This is a genomic window from Microbacterium sp. (assembly GCF_052102115.1).
Taxonomy (GTDB): domain Bacteria; phylum Actinomycetota; class Actinomycetes; order Actinomycetales; family Microbacteriaceae; genus Microbacterium.
The window spans coordinates 1-21,392 of record NZ_JBQDVP010000047.1 but is presented as its reverse complement, the minus strand read 5'-3'; the positions used below and the strand labels follow the sequence as shown (position 1 = coordinate 21,392).

General features: G+C 66.9%; 21 protein-coding genes and 1 tRNA gene. 8 read left to right on the top strand and 14 right to left on the bottom strand.

The features are described from left to right. From rpmF to ACTICP_RS12970, 4 genes are all read right to left on the bottom strand, one after another. Window positions 1-181: 50S ribosomal protein L32 (gene rpmF / locus ACTICP_RS12985; RefSeq protein WP_441893002.1), on the bottom strand; the 181-nt coding region annotated here is incomplete at its 3' end. Window positions 182-183: 2 nt separating this feature from the next. Then, on the bottom strand, window positions 184-681 hold the full coding sequence (locus ACTICP_RS12980) for a YceD family protein (protein WP_441893004.1): 498 nt from the start codon (window positions 679-681) through the stop codon (window positions 184-186). Between the two features lie 117 nt (window positions 682-798). Then, complete coding sequence (gene coaD, locus ACTICP_RS12975) at window positions 799-1,296, bottom strand: pantetheine-phosphate adenylyltransferase (protein ID WP_441893000.1); 498 nt, start codon at window positions 1,294-1,296, stop codon at window positions 799-801. 59 nt (window positions 1,297-1,355) lie between these two features. Further along, a complete protein-coding gene (locus ACTICP_RS12970) occupies window positions 1,356-3,539 on the bottom strand; it encodes an ATP-dependent DNA helicase RecG (RefSeq protein ID WP_441892998.1) in 2,184 nt (727 codons plus the stop codon). 44 nt (window positions 3,540-3,583) lie between these two features. On the opposite strand from ACTICP_RS12970, the gene rsmD reads away from it, so the two are divergent. After that, the gene (gene rsmD, locus ACTICP_RS12965; RefSeq protein ID WP_441892996.1) at window positions 3,584-4,159 is read left to right on the top strand and encodes a 16S rRNA (guanine(966)-N(2))-methyltransferase RsmD; all 576 of its coding nucleotides are present in this window, start codon (window positions 3,584-3,586) and stop codon (window positions 4,157-4,159) included. On the opposite strand, the gene thiL is transcribed toward rsmD, so the two are convergent. Next, window positions 4,129-5,124, bottom strand: a complete 996-nt coding sequence (gene thiL / locus ACTICP_RS12960) for a thiamine-phosphate kinase (protein ID WP_441892994.1) — start codon at window positions 5,122-5,124, stop codon at window positions 4,129-4,131. The genes rsmD and thiL overlap by 31 nt on opposite strands. A 23-nt stretch (window positions 5,125-5,147) precedes the next feature. Here thiL and ACTICP_RS12955 point away from each other — a divergent pair, with 23 nt between their 5' ends. Then, window positions 5,148-5,675, top strand: a complete 528-nt coding sequence (locus ACTICP_RS12955) for a DUF3515 family protein (RefSeq protein WP_441892992.1) — start codon at window positions 5,148-5,150, stop codon at window positions 5,673-5,675. Between the two features lie 4 nt (window positions 5,676-5,679). Here the strand turns inward: ACTICP_RS12955 and ACTICP_RS12950 are convergent, their stop codons facing one another. The 7 genes from ACTICP_RS12950 to ACTICP_RS12920 all read right to left on the bottom strand — a co-directional run bounded on the left by ACTICP_RS12950 (window position 5,680) and on the right by ACTICP_RS12920 (window position 13,210). Continuing rightward, the gene (locus ACTICP_RS12950; protein ID WP_441892990.1) at window positions 5,680-6,762 is read right to left on the bottom strand and encodes a D-alanine--D-alanine ligase family protein; all 1,083 of its coding nucleotides are present in this window, start codon (window positions 6,760-6,762) and stop codon (window positions 5,680-5,682) included. Then, window positions 6,668-7,825 (bottom strand): NAD(P)H-dependent glycerol-3-phosphate dehydrogenase, encoded by a 1,158-nt coding sequence (locus ACTICP_RS12945; RefSeq protein WP_441892988.1) that lies wholly within the window; start codon window positions 7,823-7,825, stop codon window positions 6,668-6,670. Before ACTICP_RS12945 ends, ACTICP_RS12950 begins: the two co-directional genes overlap by 95 nt. Then, window positions 7,791-8,546 carry a lysophospholipid acyltransferase family protein gene (locus ACTICP_RS12940; protein ID WP_441892986.1) on the bottom strand — a complete coding sequence of 252 codons (756 nt, stop codon included), beginning with the start codon at window positions 8,544-8,546 and terminating at the stop codon, window positions 7,791-7,793. Before ACTICP_RS12940 ends, ACTICP_RS12945 begins: the two co-directional genes overlap by 35 nt. Window positions 8,547-8,551: 5 nt before the next feature. Next, complete coding sequence (gene murA, locus ACTICP_RS12935; RefSeq protein ID WP_441892984.1) at window positions 8,552-9,919, bottom strand: UDP-N-acetylglucosamine 1-carboxyvinyltransferase; 1,368 nt, start codon at window positions 9,917-9,919, stop codon at window positions 8,552-8,554. Between the two features lie 93 nt (window positions 9,920-10,012). Continuing rightward, window positions 10,013-10,609 (bottom strand): 3-isopropylmalate dehydratase small subunit, encoded by a 597-nt coding sequence (leuD, locus tag ACTICP_RS12930; protein WP_441892982.1) that lies wholly within the window; start codon window positions 10,607-10,609, stop codon window positions 10,013-10,015. Window positions 10,610-10,611: 2 nt separating this feature from the next. Further along, window positions 10,612-12,072, bottom strand: coding sequence for a 3-isopropylmalate dehydratase large subunit (gene leuC / locus ACTICP_RS12925; protein WP_441892980.1), 1,461 nt, complete (start codon window positions 12,070-12,072; stop codon window positions 10,612-10,614). Window positions 12,073-12,220: 148 nt separating this feature from the next. After that, window positions 12,221-13,210 carry a TerC/Alx family metal homeostasis membrane protein gene (locus ACTICP_RS12920; protein ID WP_441892978.1) on the bottom strand — a complete coding sequence of 330 codons (990 nt, stop codon included), beginning with the start codon at window positions 13,208-13,210 and terminating at the stop codon, window positions 12,221-12,223. 343 nt (window positions 13,211-13,553) lie between these two features. On the opposite strand from ACTICP_RS12920, the gene ACTICP_RS12915 reads away from it, so the two are divergent. From ACTICP_RS12915 to ACTICP_RS12895, 5 genes are all read left to right on the top strand, one after another. Next, window positions 13,554-14,576: a TerC family protein gene (locus tag ACTICP_RS12915; protein ID WP_441892976.1), complete on the top strand. Its 1,023-nt coding sequence runs from the start codon at window positions 13,554-13,556 to the stop codon at window positions 14,574-14,576. Between the two features lie 97 nt (window positions 14,577-14,673). Further along, a complete protein-coding gene (locus ACTICP_RS12910) occupies window positions 14,674-15,960 on the top strand; it encodes a hemolysin family protein (protein WP_441892974.1) in 1,287 nt (428 codons plus the stop codon). A gap of 109 nt (window positions 15,961-16,069) precedes the next feature. After that, complete coding sequence (locus tag ACTICP_RS12905) at window positions 16,070-16,633, top strand: helix-turn-helix domain-containing protein (protein ID WP_441892973.1); 564 nt, start codon at window positions 16,070-16,072, stop codon at window positions 16,631-16,633. After that, a complete protein-coding gene (locus ACTICP_RS12900; RefSeq protein ID WP_441892971.1) occupies window positions 16,630-17,874 on the top strand; it encodes an MFS transporter in 1,245 nt (414 codons plus the stop codon). Before ACTICP_RS12905 ends, ACTICP_RS12900 begins: the two co-directional genes overlap by 4 nt. Continuing rightward, window positions 17,871-18,722, top strand: a complete 852-nt coding sequence (locus ACTICP_RS12895) for a class I SAM-dependent methyltransferase (RefSeq protein WP_441892969.1) — start codon at window positions 17,871-17,873, stop codon at window positions 18,720-18,722. Before ACTICP_RS12900 ends, ACTICP_RS12895 begins: the two co-directional genes overlap by 4 nt. Before the next feature lie 37 nt (window positions 18,723-18,759). Here ACTICP_RS12895 and ACTICP_RS12890 read toward each other — a convergent pair. Beyond that, window positions 18,760-18,832 (bottom strand) — tRNA-Glu (locus ACTICP_RS12890). A 155-nt stretch (window positions 18,833-18,987) separates the two neighbouring features. On the opposite strand from ACTICP_RS12890, the gene ACTICP_RS12885 reads away from it, so the two are divergent. Continuing rightward, window positions 18,988-19,626, top strand: coding sequence for an MBL fold metallo-hydrolase (locus ACTICP_RS12885; RefSeq protein WP_441892967.1), 639 nt, complete (start codon window positions 18,988-18,990; stop codon window positions 19,624-19,626). 7 nt (window positions 19,627-19,633) lie between these two features. On the opposite strand, the gene pepN is transcribed toward ACTICP_RS12885, so the two are convergent. Continuing rightward, window positions 19,634-21,392: aminopeptidase N (gene pepN / locus ACTICP_RS12880; RefSeq protein ID WP_441892965.1), on the bottom strand; the 1,759-nt coding region annotated here is incomplete at its 5' end.

Genomic DNA, 21,392 nt, shown 5'->3' with positions numbered 1-21,392 from the left:
ACTCGAGGAACAGCTCGGTGCCCTGCGAGTCGGTGACGACCTTCGCCTGGTGCGGACGGCTGTAGACGGTCTTGCCGTTCTCAACGGTCTTCACCAGCGTGACGGGCGCTGCCTTCCACTGCGCGCGACGCGAGCGGGTGTTCGAACGGGATACCTTGCGCTTCGGGGGGTTACCGGCCATGGCTAACTCTCTTCTTTGTTCTCGGGATCGCGGCTCTCGGCCGCGCTCCCCTGGTCTGCGATCTGGCGGAGCGCACTCCATCGGGGATCGATGGGGACGTCTTCCTCGGCCCTGGTGCCTTCTGTCAGCCTCTCGCCCGTTTTCGGGTCGAGCCCTGGGCAATCCGGCCGACACACCGGCTGAAACGGAAGCGACAAAACTGCCGCTTCCCTGACCAGAGTTTCAAGATCCACGTGGTCGTCTTGAACCTCGAAGTCAGTTTCTTCCTCACCAGGATACGCGAAAAGCTCCTGGAACTCGACTTCGACAGGCTCAGTGATGTCGACAAGGCATCGCCCGCACACTCCGGTGTACTCAGCATCCGCCGTTCCGGTGACGAGAATGCCCTCGTGCACCGACTCGACGCGCACGTCGAGATCGACGTCCGAGCCGAGCTCGAACGAGACAATGCCCTCCCCCCACTGTTCGGGAAGAGTCACGGAGAAATGGTGCTCTCGCATCTCGCCGGGATGCCGGACGATGTCGCGGACGGGCACCACAAAGGGACCGTTGAGTCGAGTCTTCACACACACCATGCTACCGGCCGATGCTGCAGCCGGCTCAGCGGACGCTGAGCGTCAGATGCCGCGGGCGCCGGTGTCGAGGAACGATGCGACCGCTGTCGGCACGAACGGGGCGACGTCTCCGCCGAGGGCAGCGACCTGGCGCACGAGGGAGCTCGAAACCATCGCGTGCGACGGGTCCGGCAACAGGAACACCGTCTCGATCTCGGCGAGATGACGGTTCACGATCGCCATCGGAGACTCATAGGCGACGTCGATCTGGGAGCGGATGCCCTTGACCAGTACGCCGGCGCCGACGTCACGCGCATAATCGACGAGCAGACCCATGCTCCACGAGCCCACGATGACGTTGCCCTCGATACCGTCCTCTTGAATGGACTGCTCGAGAAGTGACAGACGCTGTGCGATCGGCAGCATCGCTTCTTTGCCGGGGTTGTGCACCACCAGCACGTGCAACTCGTCGTAGAGTCTCGCCGCGCGTCGAATCACATCGAGGTGTCCGAGGGTCGGCGGATCGAATGATCCGGGGACGACGGCAATCCGGCTGCTCATTGCGTCTCCTTCGATCGCTCGGTGCTTCGCATGCTTTTCAGCCTATTGCACGAATGTGATCAGTTCTTCGCGAGGGCGGCGCGGTCATCTTCGGTCACCCGGCGCGTGATGACATCGCGCAGGCTGGTGTGCGCAGCCAGGGTGGGGTCGGCGCCGAGGATCTCTTCGGCGAGTTCGCGTGCCCGGGCGATGAGCCGGGAATCCTTGACCACGCGGAGCAGCCGCAGCGACGATCGAACCCCCGACTGCGCCTGGCCGAGAACGTCGCCCTCACCGCGCAGTTCGAGGTCGACCTCGGCGAGGGCGAATCCGTCAAGCGTCGCCGCGACAGCTTCGACGCGTTCGCGTGCGAGGGTGCCCTCTTCAGCCTCGGTGACCAGCAGGCAGAGACCAGGGACCGAACCGCGCCCGACGCGGCCGCGCAGCTGGTGCAGCTGCGAGACACCGAACCGGTCGGCATCCAGCACGATCATCGTCGACGCGTTGGGCACATCGACACCGACCTCGATCACGGTCGTGGCGATGAGCACGTCGATCTCGCCCCGCGCGAAGGCCTGCATGACGGCATCCTTCTCGTCGGAGGGCATCCTCCCGTGCAGCACCGCCCGCCGGAGCGTGCCGACCGTCGGGTGCGTAGCCAGCGCCTCATCGAGCTGGACAACACCCCAACGCGGACCTGCCGCGCCCTCATCGGGCGGCACCAGCGCTGCGGCGTCTTCCTCGGCGGCACCGGTCTTCTTGGTCGTGTCGATCGCGGCGCACACAGCGAACACCTGCCGTCCTTGAGCGACCTCTTCGGCCGCGCGGGCCCAGACGCGCTGGAACCAGGCCGGATGCTCGGCCAGCGGCGCCACAAAAGACTCGATACCAGCACGACCGGCCGGCATCGTGCGGATCACCGAAGTGTCGAGATCGCCGAACACCGTCATCGCGACCGTGCGCGGGATCGGCGTCGCCGTCAGCACCAGGGCGTGCGGGCTCGACCCCTTGGCGCGCAGAGCCTCGCGCTGCTCGACGCCGAATCGATGCTGTTCGTCGACGACGACGAGGCCGAGCTCGGCGAACGTCGTCTTCTCCCCCAGCAGCGCGTGCGTGCCGACGACGATCAGCGCCTGCCCCGCCGCAACGCGGAGCGCGGCCTTGCGTCGCTCAGCCGCGGGCATCTGGCCGGTGAGCAGCGTCGGCATGACCTCGGGGGCGAGCTGGGGCCCGAGCATCTTCGTAATGGACCGCAGGTGTTGCGCAGCCAGAACCTCGGTGGGGGCGATCAGCGCGGATTGCCCGCCGGATTCGGCGACCTGCAGCATCGCCCGCAGTGCGACGAGAGTCTTTCCCGATCCCACCTCGCCCTGGACGAGCCTGTTCATCGGCCAGGCGCCGGTGAGGTCGGATGCGACCTGCTCTCCGACCGTCTTCTGGTCGGCGGTGAGCGTGTACGGCAGCGCCTGTTCGAATCGTTCGAGCAGTCCACCGGGCGCAGCCGCGCGCGGTGTCGCCGTGAGCGCACGCACGGCCGCACGCTGCTGCAGCAGCGCTGTCTGCAGCACGAGCGCCTCGTGCATGCGCAGGGTGCGCACAGCCGGGTCGACATCGGTCTTGGTCTCCGGTCGATGCACCTGGTTCAGCGCCGTGCGCGCGTCCAACATTCCCTCTGCGGTGCGTACGGACTCGGGAAGCGGGTCGGGAATCTCACCCAGCTGCGGCAGCACCAGCTCGACGAGTTCTCGGAACTGTCCGCTCGCCACCGCAGAGGTGGCCGGGTAGATCGGGATCGGCCGGTGGGCGCGCTCCTCGACCTGCGTCCGGCGCTCTTCATCGTCGTCGAACAGCTCGTACTGGGGGTGGGAGAACTGCGTGACGTCTTTGAATGAACCGACCTTGCCGGAGAAGACGCCCCGGCGGCCGGGATGCAGCTGGTCCCTGCGCCACTCAGCCTGCTTGAGACCCTTCGCGAAGAACGTGAGCGAGACGCGGCCATTCTCATCGCCGATGATGACGTCGGTCATCGCCCCCGACCTGTTCCGCATCGCGCGGGCGGATGACGAGAGAACCTCCGCGACGATCGTCACCGTCTCACCCACCGGCAGATCTCGGATCGGCGTCAACTCAGCCGGATCGGCATAGCGGCGCGGGTAGTGCGCGAGCATGTCGCCGACCGTGCGCATGTCGAATGCGCGTTCGAGCTTCTTCGCCGGGCCGCTACCCACGGCATCTTCCAGGCGCGTGTCGAGCGAGAAGACCATTCCTGAAGTCTAGATAACGTCGCGGACAGTCTTAGGCTGATGAGGTGACGAGGATCATCGCCGGTGCCGCACGCGGCCTGCGCATCGAGGTGCCGAGTACGGGGACCCGACCGACCAGCGACCGGGTGCGCGAGTCGCTGTTCGGTGCGCTCGAGTCGGCCGGGGCCGTCGCCGATGTCCGAGTGCTGGATCTGTATGCCGGTTCCGGCGCCCTGGGACTCGAGGCGCTCAGTCGCGGCGCCGCCAGCCTCGATCTCGTCGAGCGCTCACGGCCTGCGGCGGCCGTCGTGCGGCGAAACGCCGTCGTCGTGGCCAAGAATCTCACAGGCGCCCCACGCGTGCATGAGAGCGCCGTCCTGCCGTTCCTCCGCCGCGCCGCCGGGCCCTGGGACCTCGTGTTCACCGATCCGCCCTACGAGCTCGACGACGAGGCGATGACGGCCGACCTGATCGCGCTCGCACCGCTGCTGTCCGAGGAGGCCGTCGTCGTGATCGAACGGGCGCGACGCTCGACGCCACCGGACGCGGATGCCGCGGGGCTGGAGATCTTCCGCGAGAAGGTCTACGGCGACACCGCGGTGTGGTGGGCTCAGCCGGCCGCGGCATCCCAGTCGCGATAGGGATCCCAGCCCGCAGCACCGGCCGGCTGTCCATCGCACAGCACGCCGTCGGCCCCGCGCTCCCGCACGACGCCGATGGCGCGGAAGCCGGGCGGCAGGGACTCCGAAGGGAACGTCGCCAGCAGAGCGTGGTCCTCGCCGCCGGCCAGCGCACGCTCCGGATCGGCTCCGAGGGCGGTCCGGGTGAGGTCGATCGTCACGGCGGACGCTGTCGCCATCCGCCCGGCGTCCAGCGCGAGACCGTCCGAGATGTCCATCATGGCCGTGGCGCCGGCGATCGCGGCGACCGGGCCGAGCCCGATCGGCGGCGCCGGACGCAGTTGTGCGGAGACCGCCGCGGACTCTCCGTCGGCGAGGCGCTGGGCATCCACCGGCACCGGCGTCTCCCCGTCACGGAAGCGGCCGAACAGTACGGCCAAACCGTGGGCCGCGAGCCCCAACTCCCCCGCCACCGCCACAACGTCTCCCGGTCGGGCTCCGGCCCGTGTCACGGCCTCTCGCCCTTCCAGGTCGCCGAGGGCGGTGACCGCGATCGTCAGCACGTCCGAGACCGTCAGATCGCCGCCGACGACCGAGCACCCGGGCGCCAGTGCCTCACAGGCAGCCCGGAAGCCGTCGGCCAGCTGCTCGATGAACGACAGGCGCATGTCCCGCGGCACGGCGAGAGCGACCAGGAGTCCGGTGGGTCGGGCGCCCATCGCAGCCACATCGGCGAGGTTCACCGCCGCTGACTTCCAGCCGAGGTCGTAACCGCTCGACCATGCGAGCCGGAAATCCGGCCCGTGCACGAGAGTGTCGGTCGTGGCGACCACGGACCCCGACGGCGCAGCCAGCACGGCCGCATCGTCACCGGGGCCGAGGATCGTGTGCGATGCGGGTGCGGTGCGGGCGAGGATGGCACGCAGCACGGTGCCTTCGGAGACGTCACCCAGGCGCGGATCGTCGTCGGTGGAGCGGGAGGACATGCTGTCAAAGGTAGCCTGGAATCATGTCTCGCCGTCCCGCTCTCGTCGTCGCCCTGCTGCTCGGAGCAGGCCTTCTGGGCGGATGCTCGAGCACTGTGCATCTCGAACCCGCCGACGACGCGAACAACCCGCTCTGCGCGGATGTCACCGTCGGCCTCAAGAACGCGGATTCCATCGCTGATCTCGACCGGCGGTGGACAGATGCCCAGGCGACGGTGGCGTGGGGAGAGCCCGAGGGCGACGCCGCGATCATCCTGCGATGCGGGGTCACCGTTCCCGGCCCGACCGCCGACCTGCAGTGCGTAACCCTCGAGGGCGTCGACTGGCTCGTCGACGCCTCCGACACGCCCTACCTCCGGCTGACGACGTATGGCCGCGACCCCGCCGTGCAACTGTTCATCGACACCGGGGTCGTGAGCTCGAACGATGTCATCGGCAGCCGCGCCCTGGTCGGTGCGCTCACCTCGATTCCCGCCGACGGCCGGTGCACCACACCCGACGAACTCGACGAGGACGCGCAGAACCTGCTCGACGGCACGCCGTCGAGTTGACTCCTCAGCGCCGCAGGCCAGCCTCGATGAGCTCGCTGATCAGATCGCCGTAGCTGAGGCCCGATGCCACCCAGCACTTGGGGAACATCGAAATGGGCGTGAAGCCGGGCATCGTGTTGAGCTCATTGACGATGAGCTCGCCCGCCGCGGTGAGGAACATGTCCACACGGGCGAGTCCCCGCCCGTCGACTGCCTGGAACGCCCGGATCCCGATCTGCTGGATCTCGGCGCGCTGCGTCTCGGTGAGTTCGGCAGGGCAGACCACGTCGACGCCGTCGCCGCCCAGGTATTTGCCCTCGAAATCGTAGAAGCCGCGCGAGGTCAGCACGATCTCGCCGGGGAGCGACGCGCGGACGCCGTCAGCGGTCTCGAGGATGGCCACCTCGATCTCCCGGCCGGTGATCCCCGTCTCGACGAGCACCTTGTCATCCTCAGCGAAGGCCACTTCGAGGGCGGCATCCAGCTCGGCCTGATCCGACACCTTCGAGACCCCGACGCTGGATCCAGCACGGGCGGGTTTGACGAACACCGGCAGCCCGAGATTCTCGATCCGCGCGCGCAGCGCCTCGGCATCCTGTTCCCAGTCCCCGCGGCGAACCGTGACCCAGGGAGATACCGCGATGCCCTCGGACTCCAGCACGACCTTCATGAAGTGCTTGTCCATGCACAGCGCCGAATCCAACACCCCGCCGCCGGCGTACGGCACCTCGAGTGTGTCGAAGTAGCCCTGGATCGTGCCGTCCTCGCCGTGCGTGCCGTGCAGGATCGGCAGCACGACATCGATCTCGCCGTGATCCGCCGTCGAACCGTCTGCCCGGACCACCCGCAGCGACCGCGTGCCGCCCGGCTCCGGCCACAGCACGCGCGAGCCGTTGTCGACGACTTCGGGCAGGTGCGCGGCATCCAAGGCGAACTTCGCGGGCGAATCCTCCTCGAGCACGAAGGCGCCCTCGCGCGTGATCCCGACCGGGATCACGTCGTAGCGCTCCCGGTCAATCGCCTGCAGCACCCCGCCCGCCGTTGCGGAACTGATCGAATGCTCGCTGGAACGCCCGCCGAAGAGCACCACCACCGTCTGCTTGTCCATGATTGGTTCGCTCCTCCTGGGGAGTGTCGTCGTCTGTCGTCAGGTGCGGTGCGATATCGCGGGGATTCATCTTGCCGTCGAGCACCATCTTCACCTGCTCCACGATGGGCATGTGCACGTCGGACTCGCGGGCCAGCTGCAGGATCGGGGCGACCGATGCCAGACCCTCTGCGGTCTGGTTCATCTGCTTCACGACATCTTGAAAACCGTAGCCCTGGCCCAGGAGACGCCCGGCCGTGTTGTTCCGACTGAGCGGCGACTGGCAGGTCGCGATCAGGTCACCGAGGCCCGCGAGACCCTGCAGGGTCTCGGGCTGCGCGCCATTCGCGACGGCGAAGTCGGTCATCTCGACGAGCCCGCGCGTGATGATCGATGCCTTCGTGTTCTCGCCGTAGCCGACGCCATCGACGATGCCGATCGCGACCGCGATGAGGTTCTTCAGCACTCCGCCGAATTCGGTGCCGATGACGTCGGTGTTGACGAACGTGCGGAAGTACGAGTTATGCGCCGCCCGGGCGATGGTCTCGGCGGTGTCCTGACTCAGCGAGGCGACCACCGCGGCCGTGGGCTGCTCGCGGGCGATCTCGAGAGCGAGGTTCGGCCCGGAAGCCACCGCGATGCGCTCGGGGTCGCAGGCGAGTTCCTGCTCGATGACCTGGCTCATGCGCAGGCCGCTGGCACGCTCGACTCCCTTCATCAGGCTGACGATCGGCATCTCGGCGTTCTCGAGCAGCGGTCGCAGGCCCTTGAGGTTCTCACGCAGCGATTGGCTCGGCACCGACAGATACACCTGGTCCGCGCCGTTAATGGCCATCGACAACTCGTGCGTGGCGGTCATCGTACGCGGCAGGTTGACCCCGGGCAGGTACTTGCTGTTGCGCTTGCCCTCAGCGATCTCGAGGGCCTGCTCGGGACGGCGCGCCCACATCGTCACCTGGGCGCCGCCGTCGGCGAGGATCTTGCCGAAGGTCGTCCCCCAACTACCGGCGCCGATGACGGCGACGCGGGGGCCCGGGGCGTCGGCGGTCTTACGAGTCAAGGCGACCGGTCTCCTTCTGGCCATGTTCGGCGGGGTTCCAGCGCTTGGCGGGAGCCTTCTCGTGTCGGATCTCCTCCAGCAGCGCCGTGATCGCGTTCATCAGACGGTCGGTCGCCTCGGCGATCGCCGCCGGTTCGCCCTGCCTGTCCTTCAGGTCGCTGAGATCGATCGGATCGCCGAAGACGATGTCGATCGGCTTGCGCGGCGGCCAGAGCTTGAGGCCCTTCTGATAGCGCCCCATGATCGCCTGGGTCCCCCACTGGGCCATCGGGATCAGCGGGATGCCACCGGCCATCGCCAGGCGCACGGCGCCGGACTTGCCGCGCATCGGCCACAGGTCGGGGTCGCGAGTGAGCGTGCCCTCGGGGTAGACGATCACCCCGCGTCCGTTCTCGACGAGCTCGCGCGACTGGCTGATCGTCTGCGCCGAGGCCGCCCGCGACGAGGCTCGGGCCACGGGGATCATGCCGGTGGCCCGCAGCGCGGCACCGACGACCGGCACCCGGAACAGACTCTCCTTCGCCATGAACCGCGGCGCACGCCCGAGGCGCCAGACCGCGGCGGCGACGATCAGCGGATCGAACTCGGAATAGTGGTTCGGCGCCAGGACGAACGATCCCTCGGCAGGCAGCTTCTCACGCCCCGTGAAGCGCATCTTCGACAGGTAGGTCACGAACGGGACCACGACGACGGCAAGCGCCCAGAACAGGCTCGGTCGGGTCTTCTCCGTCGATGCGGCAGCCATGCGGATCAGCCGATGACGTCGAAGTCGGCGCCGAGGACGTCGAGCTTGGCCAGGAACTTCTCGTACCCGCGGCTGAGGATGTCGACACCCGACACCTTTGACTCACCGGTCGCGGTGAGCGCGGCGATGACGTGGCTGTACCCGCCCCGTAGGTCGGGGACGACGATGTCGGCGCCGTGCAGCGGAGTCGGCCCCGTGATGACGGCCGCCTGCTCGAGCTCGCGGCGAGCGACGCGGCGAGGTCCGCCCTGAAGTCCATGCGGGTGCACGACGATGTCGGCGCCCATCTTCACCAGAGCCTGGGTGAAGCCCATGCGGTTCTCGTAGACCGTCTCGTGCACGACGGACCGGCCGTTCGCCTGCGTCAGGGCGACGACGAGGGGCTGTTGCCAATCGGTCATGAACCCGGGGTGCACATCGGTCTCGACCACGACGGGGAGCACGTCGCCGTCACGCCGGAACAGGATGCCGTCCTCGCGGATGTCGAACCATCCGCCAGCCTTGCGGAAGACGTTGAGGAAGGTCAGCATCTCCTGTTGCTTGGCCCCGCTGACGAAGATCTCGCCATCGGTTGCGAGCGCCGCCGAAGCCCATGACGCGGCTTCGTTGCGATCGAAGATCGCCCGGTGGTCGTAGCCGCGAAGCTTCTCGACGCCCTCGATGAGGATCACGCGGTTCGGCTCGTAGGAGATGATCGCGCCCATCTTCTGCAGCACCGCGATCAGATCCATGATCTCCGGCTCGATGGCCGCATTGTGCAGTTCGGTCGTGCCCTCGGCCCGCACCGCTGTCAGCAGCACCTGCTCGGTGGCGCCAACGCTCGGGTACGGCAGGTGGATGTTCGCCCCGTGCAACCGGCCGCCGGGTGTCGAGAGCCGGATGCCGCTGGGCAGCTTCTCGACCGTCGCGCCGAACTTGCGCAGCGCGTCGAGGTGGAAATCGATCGGCCGGTCGCCGATGCGGCATCCGCCGAGGTCGGGGATGAACGCCTGGCCGAGTCGGTGCAGCAGCGGACCGCAGAACAGGATCGGGATGCGCGAGGCTCCCGCGTGCGCGTCGATCTCCTCCATGTGGGCGGATTCGACGTCGCTCGGATCGAGGTGCAGCGTACCGGGCTCGTCGCCCTCGGTGACACGGACGCCGTGCACCTCGAGCAGGGAGCGCACCACGGCGACATCGCTGAGGGTCGGGACATCGCGCAGGATGCTGGGTTCCTCGCCGAGAAGGGCTGCCACCATCGCCTTGGTAGCGAGGTTCTTCGCTCCCTTGACGTCGACCCGGCCGCGCAGCGGTCGGCCTCCTCGAATAGCCAGTACATCTCCGGTCAAGGCAGGTACTCCGTTCTGGAGGTCAGCGCGCACGGTGGTCGTCATTCGATGAGCCTCACTTCAGTTCACGGTCACGGCGGCAGCCGCCGGGGCGAAAGTGCCCCAGGCTCACGGTGCTCGGTGTCAGCAGACTCGGTGTCAGCGAACAGGAAGCGTACGTGGCCGCCACGACTCGCGGCGGGCCTCGAACTGCGCGATCTTGTCTTCGTTGCGCAGAGTGAGCCCGATGTCATCGAGCCCTTCGAGGAGCCGCCATCTAGTGTAATCGTCGACGCCGATGGTGGCCTGGATATCGCCGATCGTGGCTGTGCGCGCCTCGAGGTCCACGGTGATGGACACGCCCGGATCAGCGTCGATGGCCGCCCAGATGCGTTCGAGATCGTCTTCGGAGATCGTGGCGGCGAGCAGGCCCTGCTTGCCGGAGTTCCCGCGGAAGATATCGGCGAAGCGGGGGCTGAGCACGACCGCGAATCCGAAGTCGCGCAGCGCCCACACCGCGTGCTCGCGGCTGGAACCGGTTCCGAAATCGGATCCGGCGACCAGGACGGATGCGCCCTGGAACGGCTTCTGGTTGAGCACGAAGTCCGGGTCCTGCCGCCAGGCGTGGAACAGGGCATCCTCGAATCCGGTCTTGGTGACCCGCTTGAGGAAGACCGCGGGGATGATCTGGTCGGTGTCTACGTTCGAGCGCTTCAGGGGAGCTGCGATACCGGTGTGCGTGGTGAACTTCTCCATGATCAGGCTCCCGCCATCTCGCGTGCGGGTTCGAGGTCGCTGGGGCTGGACAGGGTGCCCCGCACCGCGGTCGCGGCGGCGACCAGCGGCGAAACCAGATGTGTTCGGCCGCCCTTGCCCTGGCGACCCTCGAAGTTGCGGTTCGACGTCGACGCGCAGCGCTCCCCCGGCGCGAGCTGGTCGGGGTTCATTCCCAGACACATCGAGCAGCCGGCGAAACGCCACTCCGCGCCGAAGTCCTTGACGATCTGGTCGATGCCCTCGGCCTCAGCCTCCAGACGCACCCGGGCCGAGCCGGGAACGACCATGACGCGCACGCCATCGGCCTTCTGACGCCCCTGGATGATCGAGGCGAACGCACGCAGATCTTCGATGCGGCTGTTCGTGCACGACCCCATGAAGACGGCATCCACCGGCACGTCCTTCAACGGCGTGCCGGGGGCGAGGTCCATGTACTCCAGCGCGCGCTGCGCGGCAGCCCGCTCGTTCGGGTCGGCGAATTCTGCCGGATCCGGCACCGAGGCGGAAAGCGAACTGCCCTGCCCCGGGTTCGTCCCCCACGTCACGAACGGCTCGAGTTCGTTCGCGTCGATGAAGACCTCGGCATCGAACGCCGCACCCTCATCGGTGGGGAGCGTGCGCCAGTAGGCGACCGCATCGTCCCAGTCCTGACCCTGCGGGGCGTGCGCCCTGTCCTTGACGTACGCGAACGTCGTCTCGTCGGGCGCGACCATCCCGGCACGCGCCCCCGCTTCGATCGACATGTTGCAGATCGTCATACGCCCCTCCATCGAGAGGGCGCGGATCGCGCTGCCGCGGAATTCGAGCACGTAGCCCTGACCGCCGCCCGTGCCGATCTTCGCGATCACCGCGAGGATGATGTCCTTCGCCGAGACGCCCGGCTTCAACTCGCCCTCGACCGTGATCGCCATCGTCTTGAAGGGTTTCAGCGGCAGTGTCTGCGTCGCCATCACATGCTCGACCTCGCTGGTGCCGATCCCGAACGCCATTGCGCCGAATGCACCGTGCGTGGACGTGTGAGAGTCACCGCACACCACCGTGATGCCGGGCATCGTGAGGCCCAGCTGCGGGCCGACGACATGCACGATGCCCTGCTCGGCATCGCCCAGCGAGTGCAGCCGCACACCGAACTCGTCTGCATTGCGGCGCAGCGTCTCGATCTGGGTGCGACTGGTCAGATCAGCGATCGGCTTGTCGATCTCGAGCGTCGGGGTGTTGTGATCCTCCGTCGCGATCGTCAGATCCAGCCGGCGCAGCGGGCGCCCCTCGGCCCGCAGCCCGTCGAACGCCTGCGGACTCGTGACCTCATGCACGAGGTGCAGGTCGATGTAGATCAGATCGGGCTCATCGTTCTCGCCCCTGACGACGAGATGGTCGTCCCACACCTTCTCAGCGAGAGTGCGCGGACGGCTCGAGGAATCGGGGTGAACAGCATCGGTCATGTCGTTATCTCCAGTATTCGGCGGTTCGGCCACGCTGGACGCCGCGACGAGAAAGGCCTAGATCGAGGTCTCGTCGCGGCCGCTAAGGAGAACAACCACACGCCGCATGCCGGTCAGTTTACACGGCAGCGGCGGGTGGTCGGCGCGGTCAGCTGTCCAGCGCTGCGCGCTTCTCCCGCGAGGACGCGATCAGGCTCGCCACGGTAGCCACGGCCATCGACGCGAAGATCACGCCGAGGGACACCCAGTTGTTGATATCGGGCGCCCACTCGATGGGCTGACCGCCGTTGATGAACGGCAGCTCGTTCTCGTGCATGGCGTGCAGGATCAGCTTCACTCCGATGAAGCCCAGGATGAAGGCGACGCCGTAGTGCAGGTACTTCAGCTTCTCGAGCAGGTCGCCGAGCAGGAAGTAGAGCTGACGCAGTCCCATCAGCGCGAACAGGTTCGCCGTGAAGACGATGAACGGGTCCTGTGTGACGCCGAAGATCGCGGGAATCGAGTCCACCGCGAACATCAGGTCGGTGACGCCCAGCGACACGAACACGATGAGCATCGGGGTCCACATCTTCTTGCCGTCCACGACCGTGCGGATCTTCGCACCGTCGTACGAGTCACTGATGTCGATTCCGCGTCGCAGCATCCGGATGATGAAGCTCTCCGTCTGCGTATCGCCCTCGTGTTTCTCAGGCATGGCTTGACGGATCGCGGTGAAGACGAGGAAGGCACCGAACAGGTAGAAGATCGGGCTGAGGTGCTCGACGGCGGCGCCGACGATGAGGATGAACACGGCGCGCAGGATGAGGGCGATGATGATGCCCACCATCAGCGCCTCCTGCTGGTAGCGACGCGGCACCGAGAACTGGCTCATGATCAGCACGAACACGAAAAGGTTGTCGATCGAGAGGCTGTATTCCATCGCCCACCCGGTGAGGAAGTCGAGCGAAGTCTTCGAATCACCGATGAAGAACAGCACGGCGGCGAAGATCAGCGCCAGTGTCACGTAGAACGCGACCCAGAGGCTGGACTCCTTCGTCGACGGTATGTGCGGACGCTTCAGGATGAGAAGCAGGTCCGCGATGAGGATGACGGTCAGGACCACGAGGGACGTGATCTCGAACCACACAGGAATGTTCAACGGCGCACAGCACCTTTCGAGAGGGTCGGTCAGGGGCCGAAAGTCTCTCCCCCGCACGATACGCGGTCCGCGTCCGGAGCAACACTGTCGGTGCTCGTGATGACGAACGCAGAGATCTGGGATACTCCCTCTCGCTTCGTCGACTTTAGCCGAAGATTCGGAAGCCGTCGGCGCGCAGCGACCTCGAAGGCAGTTCGTGTATCCTCGCATGTGCAAGGGGAGTACTCCGATACGGTCGGCTCGTCATTACGGATGCAGGTCGCATCCCGGGGCACCGGTTCTCGATTCTGGGGATGGAGAAGACCTTGGCCGTGATTCTTCACGCCAGGTATTGGAGCATCTCTTGAACATCACCCCTCTCGTCTGGGGCATCACGATCGTGATCACGATCGCCTTCTTCGTCTACGAGTTCTTCGCTCATGTCCGCAAGCCGCATGAGCCGACCATCGGCGAGTCCGCTCGCTGGTCGATCTTCTACATCACTCTCGCTTTGCTGTTCGGTGCCGGGATCGGCGCTGTCTCGGGATGGACGTACGGCGGAGAGTACTTCGCGGGGTACCTCACCGAAAAGGCCCTGTCGATCGACAATCTCTTCGTCTTCCTGATCGTGATGACCGGGTTCGCGGTACCGAGGATCTATCAGCAGAAAGTACTGATGATCGGCATCGTGATCGCGCTGGTCATGCGCGGCATCTTCATCGCGCTCGGTGCAACGCTCATCGAGAGCGGCGCGTGGGTGTTCTACCTCTTCGGCGCCCTGCTGCTGGTGCTCGCATATCGCCAGGCATTCAGTCACGGTGACAGCGACCCGACAGACAACTGGTTCATGCGATTGGTCCGGCGCATCCTGCCCGTGACCGACGAGTATCACGGTGACAAACTCACGGTGAAGAAGGAAGGCAAGCGCTGGGTCACGCCCATGCTGCTGACCATCGTCGCGATCGGGTTCATCGACCTGGTCTTCGCATTCGACTCGATCCCCGCGATATACGGCCTGACCGAGGAGGCGTACATCGTCTTCACCGCGAATGCGTTCGCCCTCATGGGACTGCGTCAGCTCTACTTCCTCATCGGAGGACTGCTCGAGCGTCTGGTCTACCTGGCACAGGGTCTTGCAGTGATCCTCGCCTTCATCGGCGTCAAGCTGGTCTTCCACGCGATGCATGTGAACGAGGTCCCGTTCATCAATGGCGGCGCGCCGATGCTCTGGGCGCCCGAGATCCCGATCTGGTTCTCGCTGCTATTCATCGGGCTGACCGTCGCGGTCGCCACCGTGGCCAGCCTCCTCAAGACCCGGGCGGACAGCCGTCGATCAGACCCTCAGCTCGCCGCGTCCACCACCGACGCAGAAAAGGAAACGTCGTGACCCGTATTTGCTTGTCGGAGCCGTCCTCCGACTCCGATAGTCCCGACGCCTGGGTGACCCCAGGCGCGCCCCGCCCTTCCACGAAGGTTGTCCACTGATGGGCGATCTGCTCTGGAACATCGCCCTCGTCTTCGCATTCGTTCTGGTCGGCGGCGTCTTCGCGGGCACCGAAATGGCGCTGGTCACGCTGCGCGAGAGCCAGATCAACGCCATCGCCCAGCGCGGTCGGCGCGGCGCCAAGGTCGCGGGTCTCGCCCGCAACCCGAACACCTTCCTCTCGGCTGTGCAGATCGGTGTGACCGTGGCTGGGTTCGCCTCGGCCGCGTACGGCGCGACCTCGATCGCGCCATCGGTCGCACCGCTGTTCGAGTCGTGGGGTCTGGACCCCGCTATCGCCCTCACCATCGCGACGATCGTACTCACCCTCGTGATCGCGTACCTGTCGCTCGTGCTCGGCGAGCTCGTGCCCAAACGCCTCGCCATCCAGCGCAACGCACAGTTCGCGTACGCCGTGGCCCCCGCGCTCAACGCTTTTGCCGTCGTGATGCGCCCCGTCATCTGGTTGCTGTCGGTGTCGACCAACGGTCTCGTGCGTGTGCTCGGCGGCGACCCAGACAAGAACGGTGAGGAGCTCAGCGACGAGGAAGTGCGCGACATCGTCGCCTCGCACCAGGGGCTCCCCGACGACGAGCGCCGGATCCTCGATGATGTACTGTCGCTGCGCGGCCGTCAGATCAGCGAGGTCATGCGCCCTCGTCCGGAGGTCGTGGCGCTCGACGAAAGCGCGACGGTCACCGACGCCCTGGCGCAGGTGCACGACCTCCCGTTCTCCCGCTACCCGGTGTCGGACAGATCGATCGACGACATCGCCGGCTTCGTGCACGTGCGCGACCTCTTCGAAGCGGCGCGAGAGAATCCTGGGCGATCGGTGCGCGCGCTGATCCGTACGATCCCGTACATCCCGTCGACGGCGCGCGTGCTCCCCGCGCTCACGCGCATGCGCGCCGATGGGCATCACATCGCGGTCGTCGTCGATGAGTACGGCGGCACCGACGGCCTGGTCACTCTCGAGGATCTGGTCGAGGAGGTCGTCGGCGAGATCTTCGACGAATACGACGCGGCCGAGATGGACGCGCCGGGCGGCGCGCTCGACGGACGCTTGAACCTGCAGGATTTCGAAGAAGCCACCGGACTGGAGCTGCCGCGCGGTTCGAGTGACACGATCGCCGGGTTCGTGACCGAGCAGCTGGGCCGACTCGCGGTCGTCGGAGACACCATCGAAGTGCCGGGCGCAACGATTCAGGTCACCGCGTTGGACCGCCGGCGCATCGCCGGCGTGCGCGTCACGCCACAGTCGGAGGAACCGGATGTCCGAGCGGTCTGAGAACCAGAGGATGTGACTCGCAAGGCGCAGACAGCAACGTTTCCGCTTGATTTTCCGCGGTATACAAGAAGTCTTGTGCATATGCGGGACCACGCTTAGCGTGGAACGCATGGAAGAGATCGAGGCGATCACCGCCGTGCACCACCCCGTACGGCGACGCATCTTCGACTATCTCGGGCTGTACGGAGCGAGTCAGGTGGGGAGCCTCGCTCGCGCTCTGGATCAGCAGGTCGGCAGCATCAGCCACCACCTGCGGATGCTGGAGCGCGCCGGCATCGTCGAAAGAGCGGACGACCCGACCGGCGACAAGCGCACGAGCTGGTGGCAGATCGCCCGCAGGAGCTTCAGCTGGTCGGTGGACGACTTCGCGGGTTCACCGGCGGACGCGATGCTCGCCCGCGGTGCGCAACGCGCGAACATCAACGCTCAGATCGGGCGCTTGTCGGCGTGGCATCGGAGCAGCGACCCCGACCCGATGTGGAGCCGCGCGGCCTTCAGCACAGACACGCTCGTCTGGGCGACCGCCGACGAGCTGGCAGCCCTGTCGAAGGCGTTCGTCGACACGATTGCGCAGTGGGCACGTTCCATAGACCGCGACGACGAATCCGATGAGAGCGCGTCCGAGCGCCGCCCCGTCTTCGTCTTCGCGCACGGATTCCCGACGACACCATGACCATCAACGAACCCATGCTGCTGCGCGAACCGCCACGATTCTCGCGCGATCTGGCGGTGCACTCCTGGATCACGGTCAAGGCGCTCTCCGACGCCGGCGACGCCATCTGGACGATCGCGCTCGCGTGGACTGCTGTGCAGATCGCCTCCCCGGCGATCGCCGGCCTCATCATCGCCGCCGGCACGGTGCCGCGCGCCGTCATCCTGCTGTTCGGCGGCGTACTGGCCGACCGCGCGAACGCACGGTATGTGATGATCCTGTTCAACGTCCTGCGCGTCGGTGTTCTGATCGGGGTCGCGATCTGGGTGCTGGCGAATCCGCCGACGGTGCTGGTTCTTCTGCTCGCGGCGATCGCGTTCGGCACGTGCGACGCGTTCTACGAGCCCTCCGCGGCGACGATCGGCCGGCAGCTCGTGCGCGTCGAGGACCTGCCGTCGTACAGCGCGGTGATGCAGACGGCGACCCGACTCGGCACGATGGGCGGGGCAGCGCTCGGCGGGTTCCTCGTCGCCTACGCCGGGCTCGCCGGGAGCGCGTCGATCAACGCTCTCACCTTCACCTTCGTGATCGCCTTCATCGCGATCTGGTTGCGTCCGCGGTTCGCGCTGGCCCGTGCCGCGAAGGAGACAGCGCTCCGCGGCATCCTGCATGGTTTCTCCCACCTGAAAGATGCTCCGACCACGCGCACCCTCGTCCTCGCACTGTCCGGGCTGAACCTGGCCGTCGGGCCCGCCACGGGCATCGGAATCGCACTGCGTGCCCATGACGAGGGCTGGGGTGCACAGGCCGTGGGTGTCTTCGAAGCTCTCATCGGACTCGGCGCCGCTGTCGGCGCGGTCACTGTAGCGAAATGGCGCCCCCGCCGCGAAGCGCTCGGCGGGTTCTGGGCGCTCGTCGTGCAGGGCGCGGGGATCATCCTCATCGGCGTCGGGCCGATGTGGTTGACCGGCATCGGCTGCCTCGTGGTCGGTCTCACCGCAGGGTTCGCCTCCGTACTGCTCAGCGCAACCTTCGCGGCAACGGTCGACACGGCCTACCTCGGCCGGATGAGTGCGATCACTCGTCTCGGCGACGACGTGCTGATGCCGCTCGCGATGGCCGCGTTCGGCGCACTGGCCGCGGCGACTACCACCTGGACCGCATTCGTGGTGTTCGGGCTCGCCCTGATGGGCATGATGTGCTTCCCGCTGCGCAACCGCCAGTTCCGCGAGATGTCGTTGCGGACTACTCTCGACGCATGACTGATCGCGATACAGATCACGCTTCTCACCACCACGGTTTCTCGGACGCGTTCGCCGAGCACCTCGACCGCGAGGCGCTCTTGGCCACGGACGTCACGTCGGGGGCGCTGGATCGGGCAGCTGCCGCTCTGGATCGTCCAGTGCGCACGGCGCTCGACCTGGGGGCCGGCACCGGGCCGGGGACGGTCGCTCTCGCACGACGTTTTCCGGACGCACAGGTGCACAGCCTGGATCTGTCCGCAGAACTGCTCGATCGACTCACGAGCGCTGCCGCACGAGCGGGGGTCGCCGGCCAGGTGCACCCCCACCCGGTCGATCTCGATGACGATTGGACGAAGCTCGTACCCGCCGGCGTCGACCTCGTGTGGGCGTCGCTGTCCTTGCATCACGTTATTGACCCGGCCCTGGTTCTGCAGCGGGCGCTGTCCGTGCTGCGGCCGGGCGGCGTGCTGGTGGTGACGGAGATGAGCGAATCGATCGTGCTTGAGCCTGACGACCTGGGCACGGGACGGCCCGGTCTTGCTGACCGTGTCACCGGCGGTCTGGCCGCGCTGGGCCACCCGTCCACCGCTGATTGGACCGTCCCCCTGGCAAAGGCGGGCTACGTGGGCGCGCAGCGCGAACTGACCGATCTGACAGTCGCCAGCGACAACACCGACGGCGCGGCGTACCTGGCGACACAGCTGTCTGCATGGCACAACAACCTCGCCCAGACGTTGTCGAGCGACGACCTCATCGCGTTGAAGACGGCAGAGCGCGAGATCCGGGCCGGATCGTCACCGGTCACGCAGACCACGGGTCGAGTCGTGTGGATCGCCGTCCGCCCCGAGGTCGAAACCAGAAAATGAAGAAAACCCCCGGCGGAACCGGGGGTTTTCGATGTTGTGACCCCAGCGGGATTCGAACCCGCGTTACCGCCGTGAGAGGGCGGCGTACTAGGCCGCTATACGATGGGGCCAGGTCTTGCAGCGCTTTTCGCACCGCGACAACCGTTCAAGTATGCCATGAGGTTTTCGAGTCCGCAAAATCGACATGGACTGCGCGCGGATCCCGGGCGCGCCTCGTTCTGACGCGGCGTTTGCCACCGAATCGCGAAGGGAGTTGACTCTCCGTATGCGCGTAACCAAGCACGAACATGCCACTCTCCGGATCGACGAGAGCGGCGACACGCTCATCATCGATCCCGGCTCGTTCACGACGCCGCTGGACGACCTGCACGGCGTCGTCGCGATCGTACTCACCCACGAGCATCCCGACCATTGGACGCCAGAACATCTCGACCGCATTCTCCGCGCAGCGCCCGGAACGCCGATCTTCGCACCCGCCGGCGTCGCGGCGGCGGCCGCCGACCACGAGGTCGCGGTCGTCGCGCCCGGCGAGACGGTGACCGCTGGGCGTTTCACCCTGCGCTTCTTCGGCGGCGACCACGCCGTCATCCATTCTTCTCTGCCGCCCGTGCAGAATGTGGGCGTCCTCGTCAACGACGAGCTGTACTACCCCGGCGACTCCTATGCCGTCCCCGAGTGCGTTGCCGTCGACACGCTCGCAGCCCCGGCCGGGGCACCCTGGCTGAAGATCGGCGAAGCCATGGACTTCGTGCTCGCTGTGAAACCGCGGCGCGCATTCGGCGTCCACGACATGACCCTGTCGGTGATCGGTCGCGGAATGCACCGTCAGCGGCTGCAGTGGGCCACAGAGCAGCACGGCGGCGAGTTCTTCGAGCTCGACCCCGGCGACTCCCTCGACCTGTGACGACGGATCAGCTCTCGATCTGAGCCTGCGCCGCGCGCACGCGCAGGTCACGCGCCAGGTGGTCGCGCTGTTCGACGACGAGCCGTCGCAGCGCTGCGGGCGCGGACTCGTTCGCTGCGAGCCACCCGTCGACGAGCCCGAGATCCGAGGACGCCGGGAACAGTCCGAGCACCAGTCGCCGGGCGATCTCGATGCTGCGGTTCTGCCACGTCTCCCCGATGCGCTCGAAGTACCCGTCGTCGAGTGCGGCGATCAGGTCGCGCCGGCCACCGGCGCGCACGCCGTCGATCGTCGCGCTGAGGTGATCGTTGGTGAGAGACTCGTCCTCCCACGCCCGATGCCAGGCGTCCACGCGCGCCTCCTGCGCCGGTGCCGCCGCCCGAGCTCGGATCGCCGCCGTGCGGCCGCTCGCCGTGGCATCCCGCGCGAGCTCGGCCTCGATATCGGCATCCGATGCCTGCCCGGTGGTCGCCAGTGCGGTCAGCAGAGCCCAGCGCAGATCAGGATCCACTTGCAGGCCCTCCGGTGCGTCACCACCGAGAATTGCCCGTGCATCTGCGGCGCGCGAGGCATCCAACGCGGATGCCGCGGCGAACGCACGCGCCCACGACAACTGGGCATCGCTGCCGGGTGCGGCGGCGCCCAAAGCCGTCCAGGTCGTCTCGAGCCAGGCGGCGTGCTGTGCGGGACGCGCCTCGTCCGTCAAATAGTGTCCGGTCGCGTACGCCGCATTGGCGAGCACACCGGTGAGCAACCCCATGTTCTTCTCCGCCGGTGCGTGCGCTCCGACGATGGCGAGGTAGCGGGCGGCAGACAGCTCGCCGTCGCGCGTCGCATTCCACAGCGATGACCAGACCAGCGCCCGAGGCAGGGGCTCAAGCGTCGACAGCGCCCGCTCGACGGCCTCCAATGAGCGCGCATCCAGCCGAGCCTTGGCATAGGTGAGGTCGTCGTCGTTGAGCAGCACCAAGTCTGCTTCTGCCAGCTCCACCGGTGTGCGCTCCGCAGTAATGTCGACCTCAGTCTGCTCGCGACGCGACAGCGCACCGCCGGTGAGGTCATACAGCCCCACGCGCAGGCGATGCGGACGCGGGTCGAACTGCACCAACATCCGCTCGCCTGATGCGGAATCAGCCGATTCGAGCCAGAGCGTCGAGACCCCGCTCGTCTCGAGCCAGGCACGCGACCAGGCGCGGACGTCGCGACCGGAGACCTCTTCGAGCTGGACGAGCAGGTCTTCGAGGGTCGTGTTGCCGTAGGCGTGGGCGGCGAAGTACCGGCGAGCACCTTCGAAGAAGTGCTCTTCGCCGACGAAGGCGACCAGTTGCTTGAGCACGGCCGCGCCCTTGGCGTAGGTGATGCCGTCGAAGTTGAGCTTGGCGGCCTCGAGATCGGTGATGTCAGCGACGATCGGATGCGTGGTCGGCAGCTGATCCTGCTGGTAGGCCCAGGCCTTGCGGTTGGCGGCGAAGCGCTCCCACGCGTCTGTGAACCGCGTCGCGGCGACGGATACGTGCGCGCCCATGTAATCAGCGAAGGACTCCTTGAGCCACAGATCGTCCCACCACCGCATCGTGACGAGGTCGCCGAACCACATGTGCGCCATCTCGTGCAGGATCGTGTTCGCGCGGGCGCCACGCTGCGCATCCGTGGCCGCCCCGCGCGACAGGTACGCCTCCGTGAAGGTCACCAGCCCCGGGTTCTCCATGGCGCCGAGGTTGTACTCGGGCACGAAGATCTGGTCGTACTTGCCCCACGGATAGGGG

Excerpts from the sequence above, each read along its gene's own strand:
- ACTICP_RS12950 (WP_441892990.1), bottom strand. The coding sequence starts at position 6,762 with ATGGACAAGCAGACGGTGGTGGTGCTCTTCGGCGGGCGTTCCAGCGAG.
- thiL (WP_441892994.1), bottom strand. The coding sequence starts at position 5,124 with ATGTCCTCCCGCTCCACCGACGACGATCCGCGCCTGGGTGACGTCTCC.
- ACTICP_RS12945 (WP_441892988.1), bottom strand. The coding sequence starts at position 7,825 with ATGGCCAGAAGGAGACCGGTCGCCTTGACTCGTAAGACCGCCGACGCC.
- ACTICP_RS12980 (WP_441893004.1), bottom strand. The coding sequence starts at position 681 with ATGCGAGAGCACCATTTCTCCGTGACTCTTCCCGAACAGTGGGGGGAG.
- leuC (WP_441892980.1), bottom strand. The coding sequence starts at position 12,072 with ATGACCGATGCTGTTCACCCCGATTCCTCGAGCCGTCCGCGCACTCTC.
- ACTICP_RS12905 (WP_441892973.1), top strand. The coding sequence starts at position 16,070 with ATGGAAGAGATCGAGGCGATCACCGCCGTGCACCACCCCGTACGGCGA.
- leuD (WP_441892982.1), bottom strand. The coding sequence starts at position 10,609 with ATGGAGAAGTTCACCACGCACACCGGTATCGCAGCTCCCCTGAAGCGC.
- coaD (WP_441893000.1), bottom strand. The coding sequence starts at position 1,296 with ATGAGCAGCCGGATTGCCGTCGTCCCCGGATCATTCGATCCGCCGACC.
- ACTICP_RS12885 (WP_441892967.1), top strand. The coding sequence starts at position 18,988 with ATGCGCGTAACCAAGCACGAACATGCCACTCTCCGGATCGACGAGAGC.
- ACTICP_RS12970 (WP_441892998.1), bottom strand. The coding sequence starts at position 3,539 with ATGGTCTTCTCGCTCGACACGCGCCTGGAAGATGCCGTGGGTAGCGGC.
- ACTICP_RS12955 (WP_441892992.1), top strand. The coding sequence starts at position 5,148 with ATGTCTCGCCGTCCCGCTCTCGTCGTCGCCCTGCTGCTCGGAGCAGGC.
- murA (WP_441892984.1), bottom strand. The coding sequence starts at position 9,919 with ATGACGACCACCGTGCGCGCTGACCTCCAGAACGGAGTACCTGCCTTG.
- ACTICP_RS12900 (WP_441892971.1), top strand. The coding sequence starts at position 16,630 with ATGACCATCAACGAACCCATGCTGCTGCGCGAACCGCCACGATTCTCG.
- ACTICP_RS12940 (WP_441892986.1), bottom strand. The coding sequence starts at position 8,546 with ATGGCTGCCGCATCGACGGAGAAGACCCGACCGAGCCTGTTCTGGGCG.
- ACTICP_RS12910 (WP_441892974.1), top strand. The coding sequence starts at position 14,674 with ATGGGCGATCTGCTCTGGAACATCGCCCTCGTCTTCGCATTCGTTCTG.
- ACTICP_RS12895 (WP_441892969.1), top strand. The coding sequence starts at position 17,871 with ATGACTGATCGCGATACAGATCACGCTTCTCACCACCACGGTTTCTCG.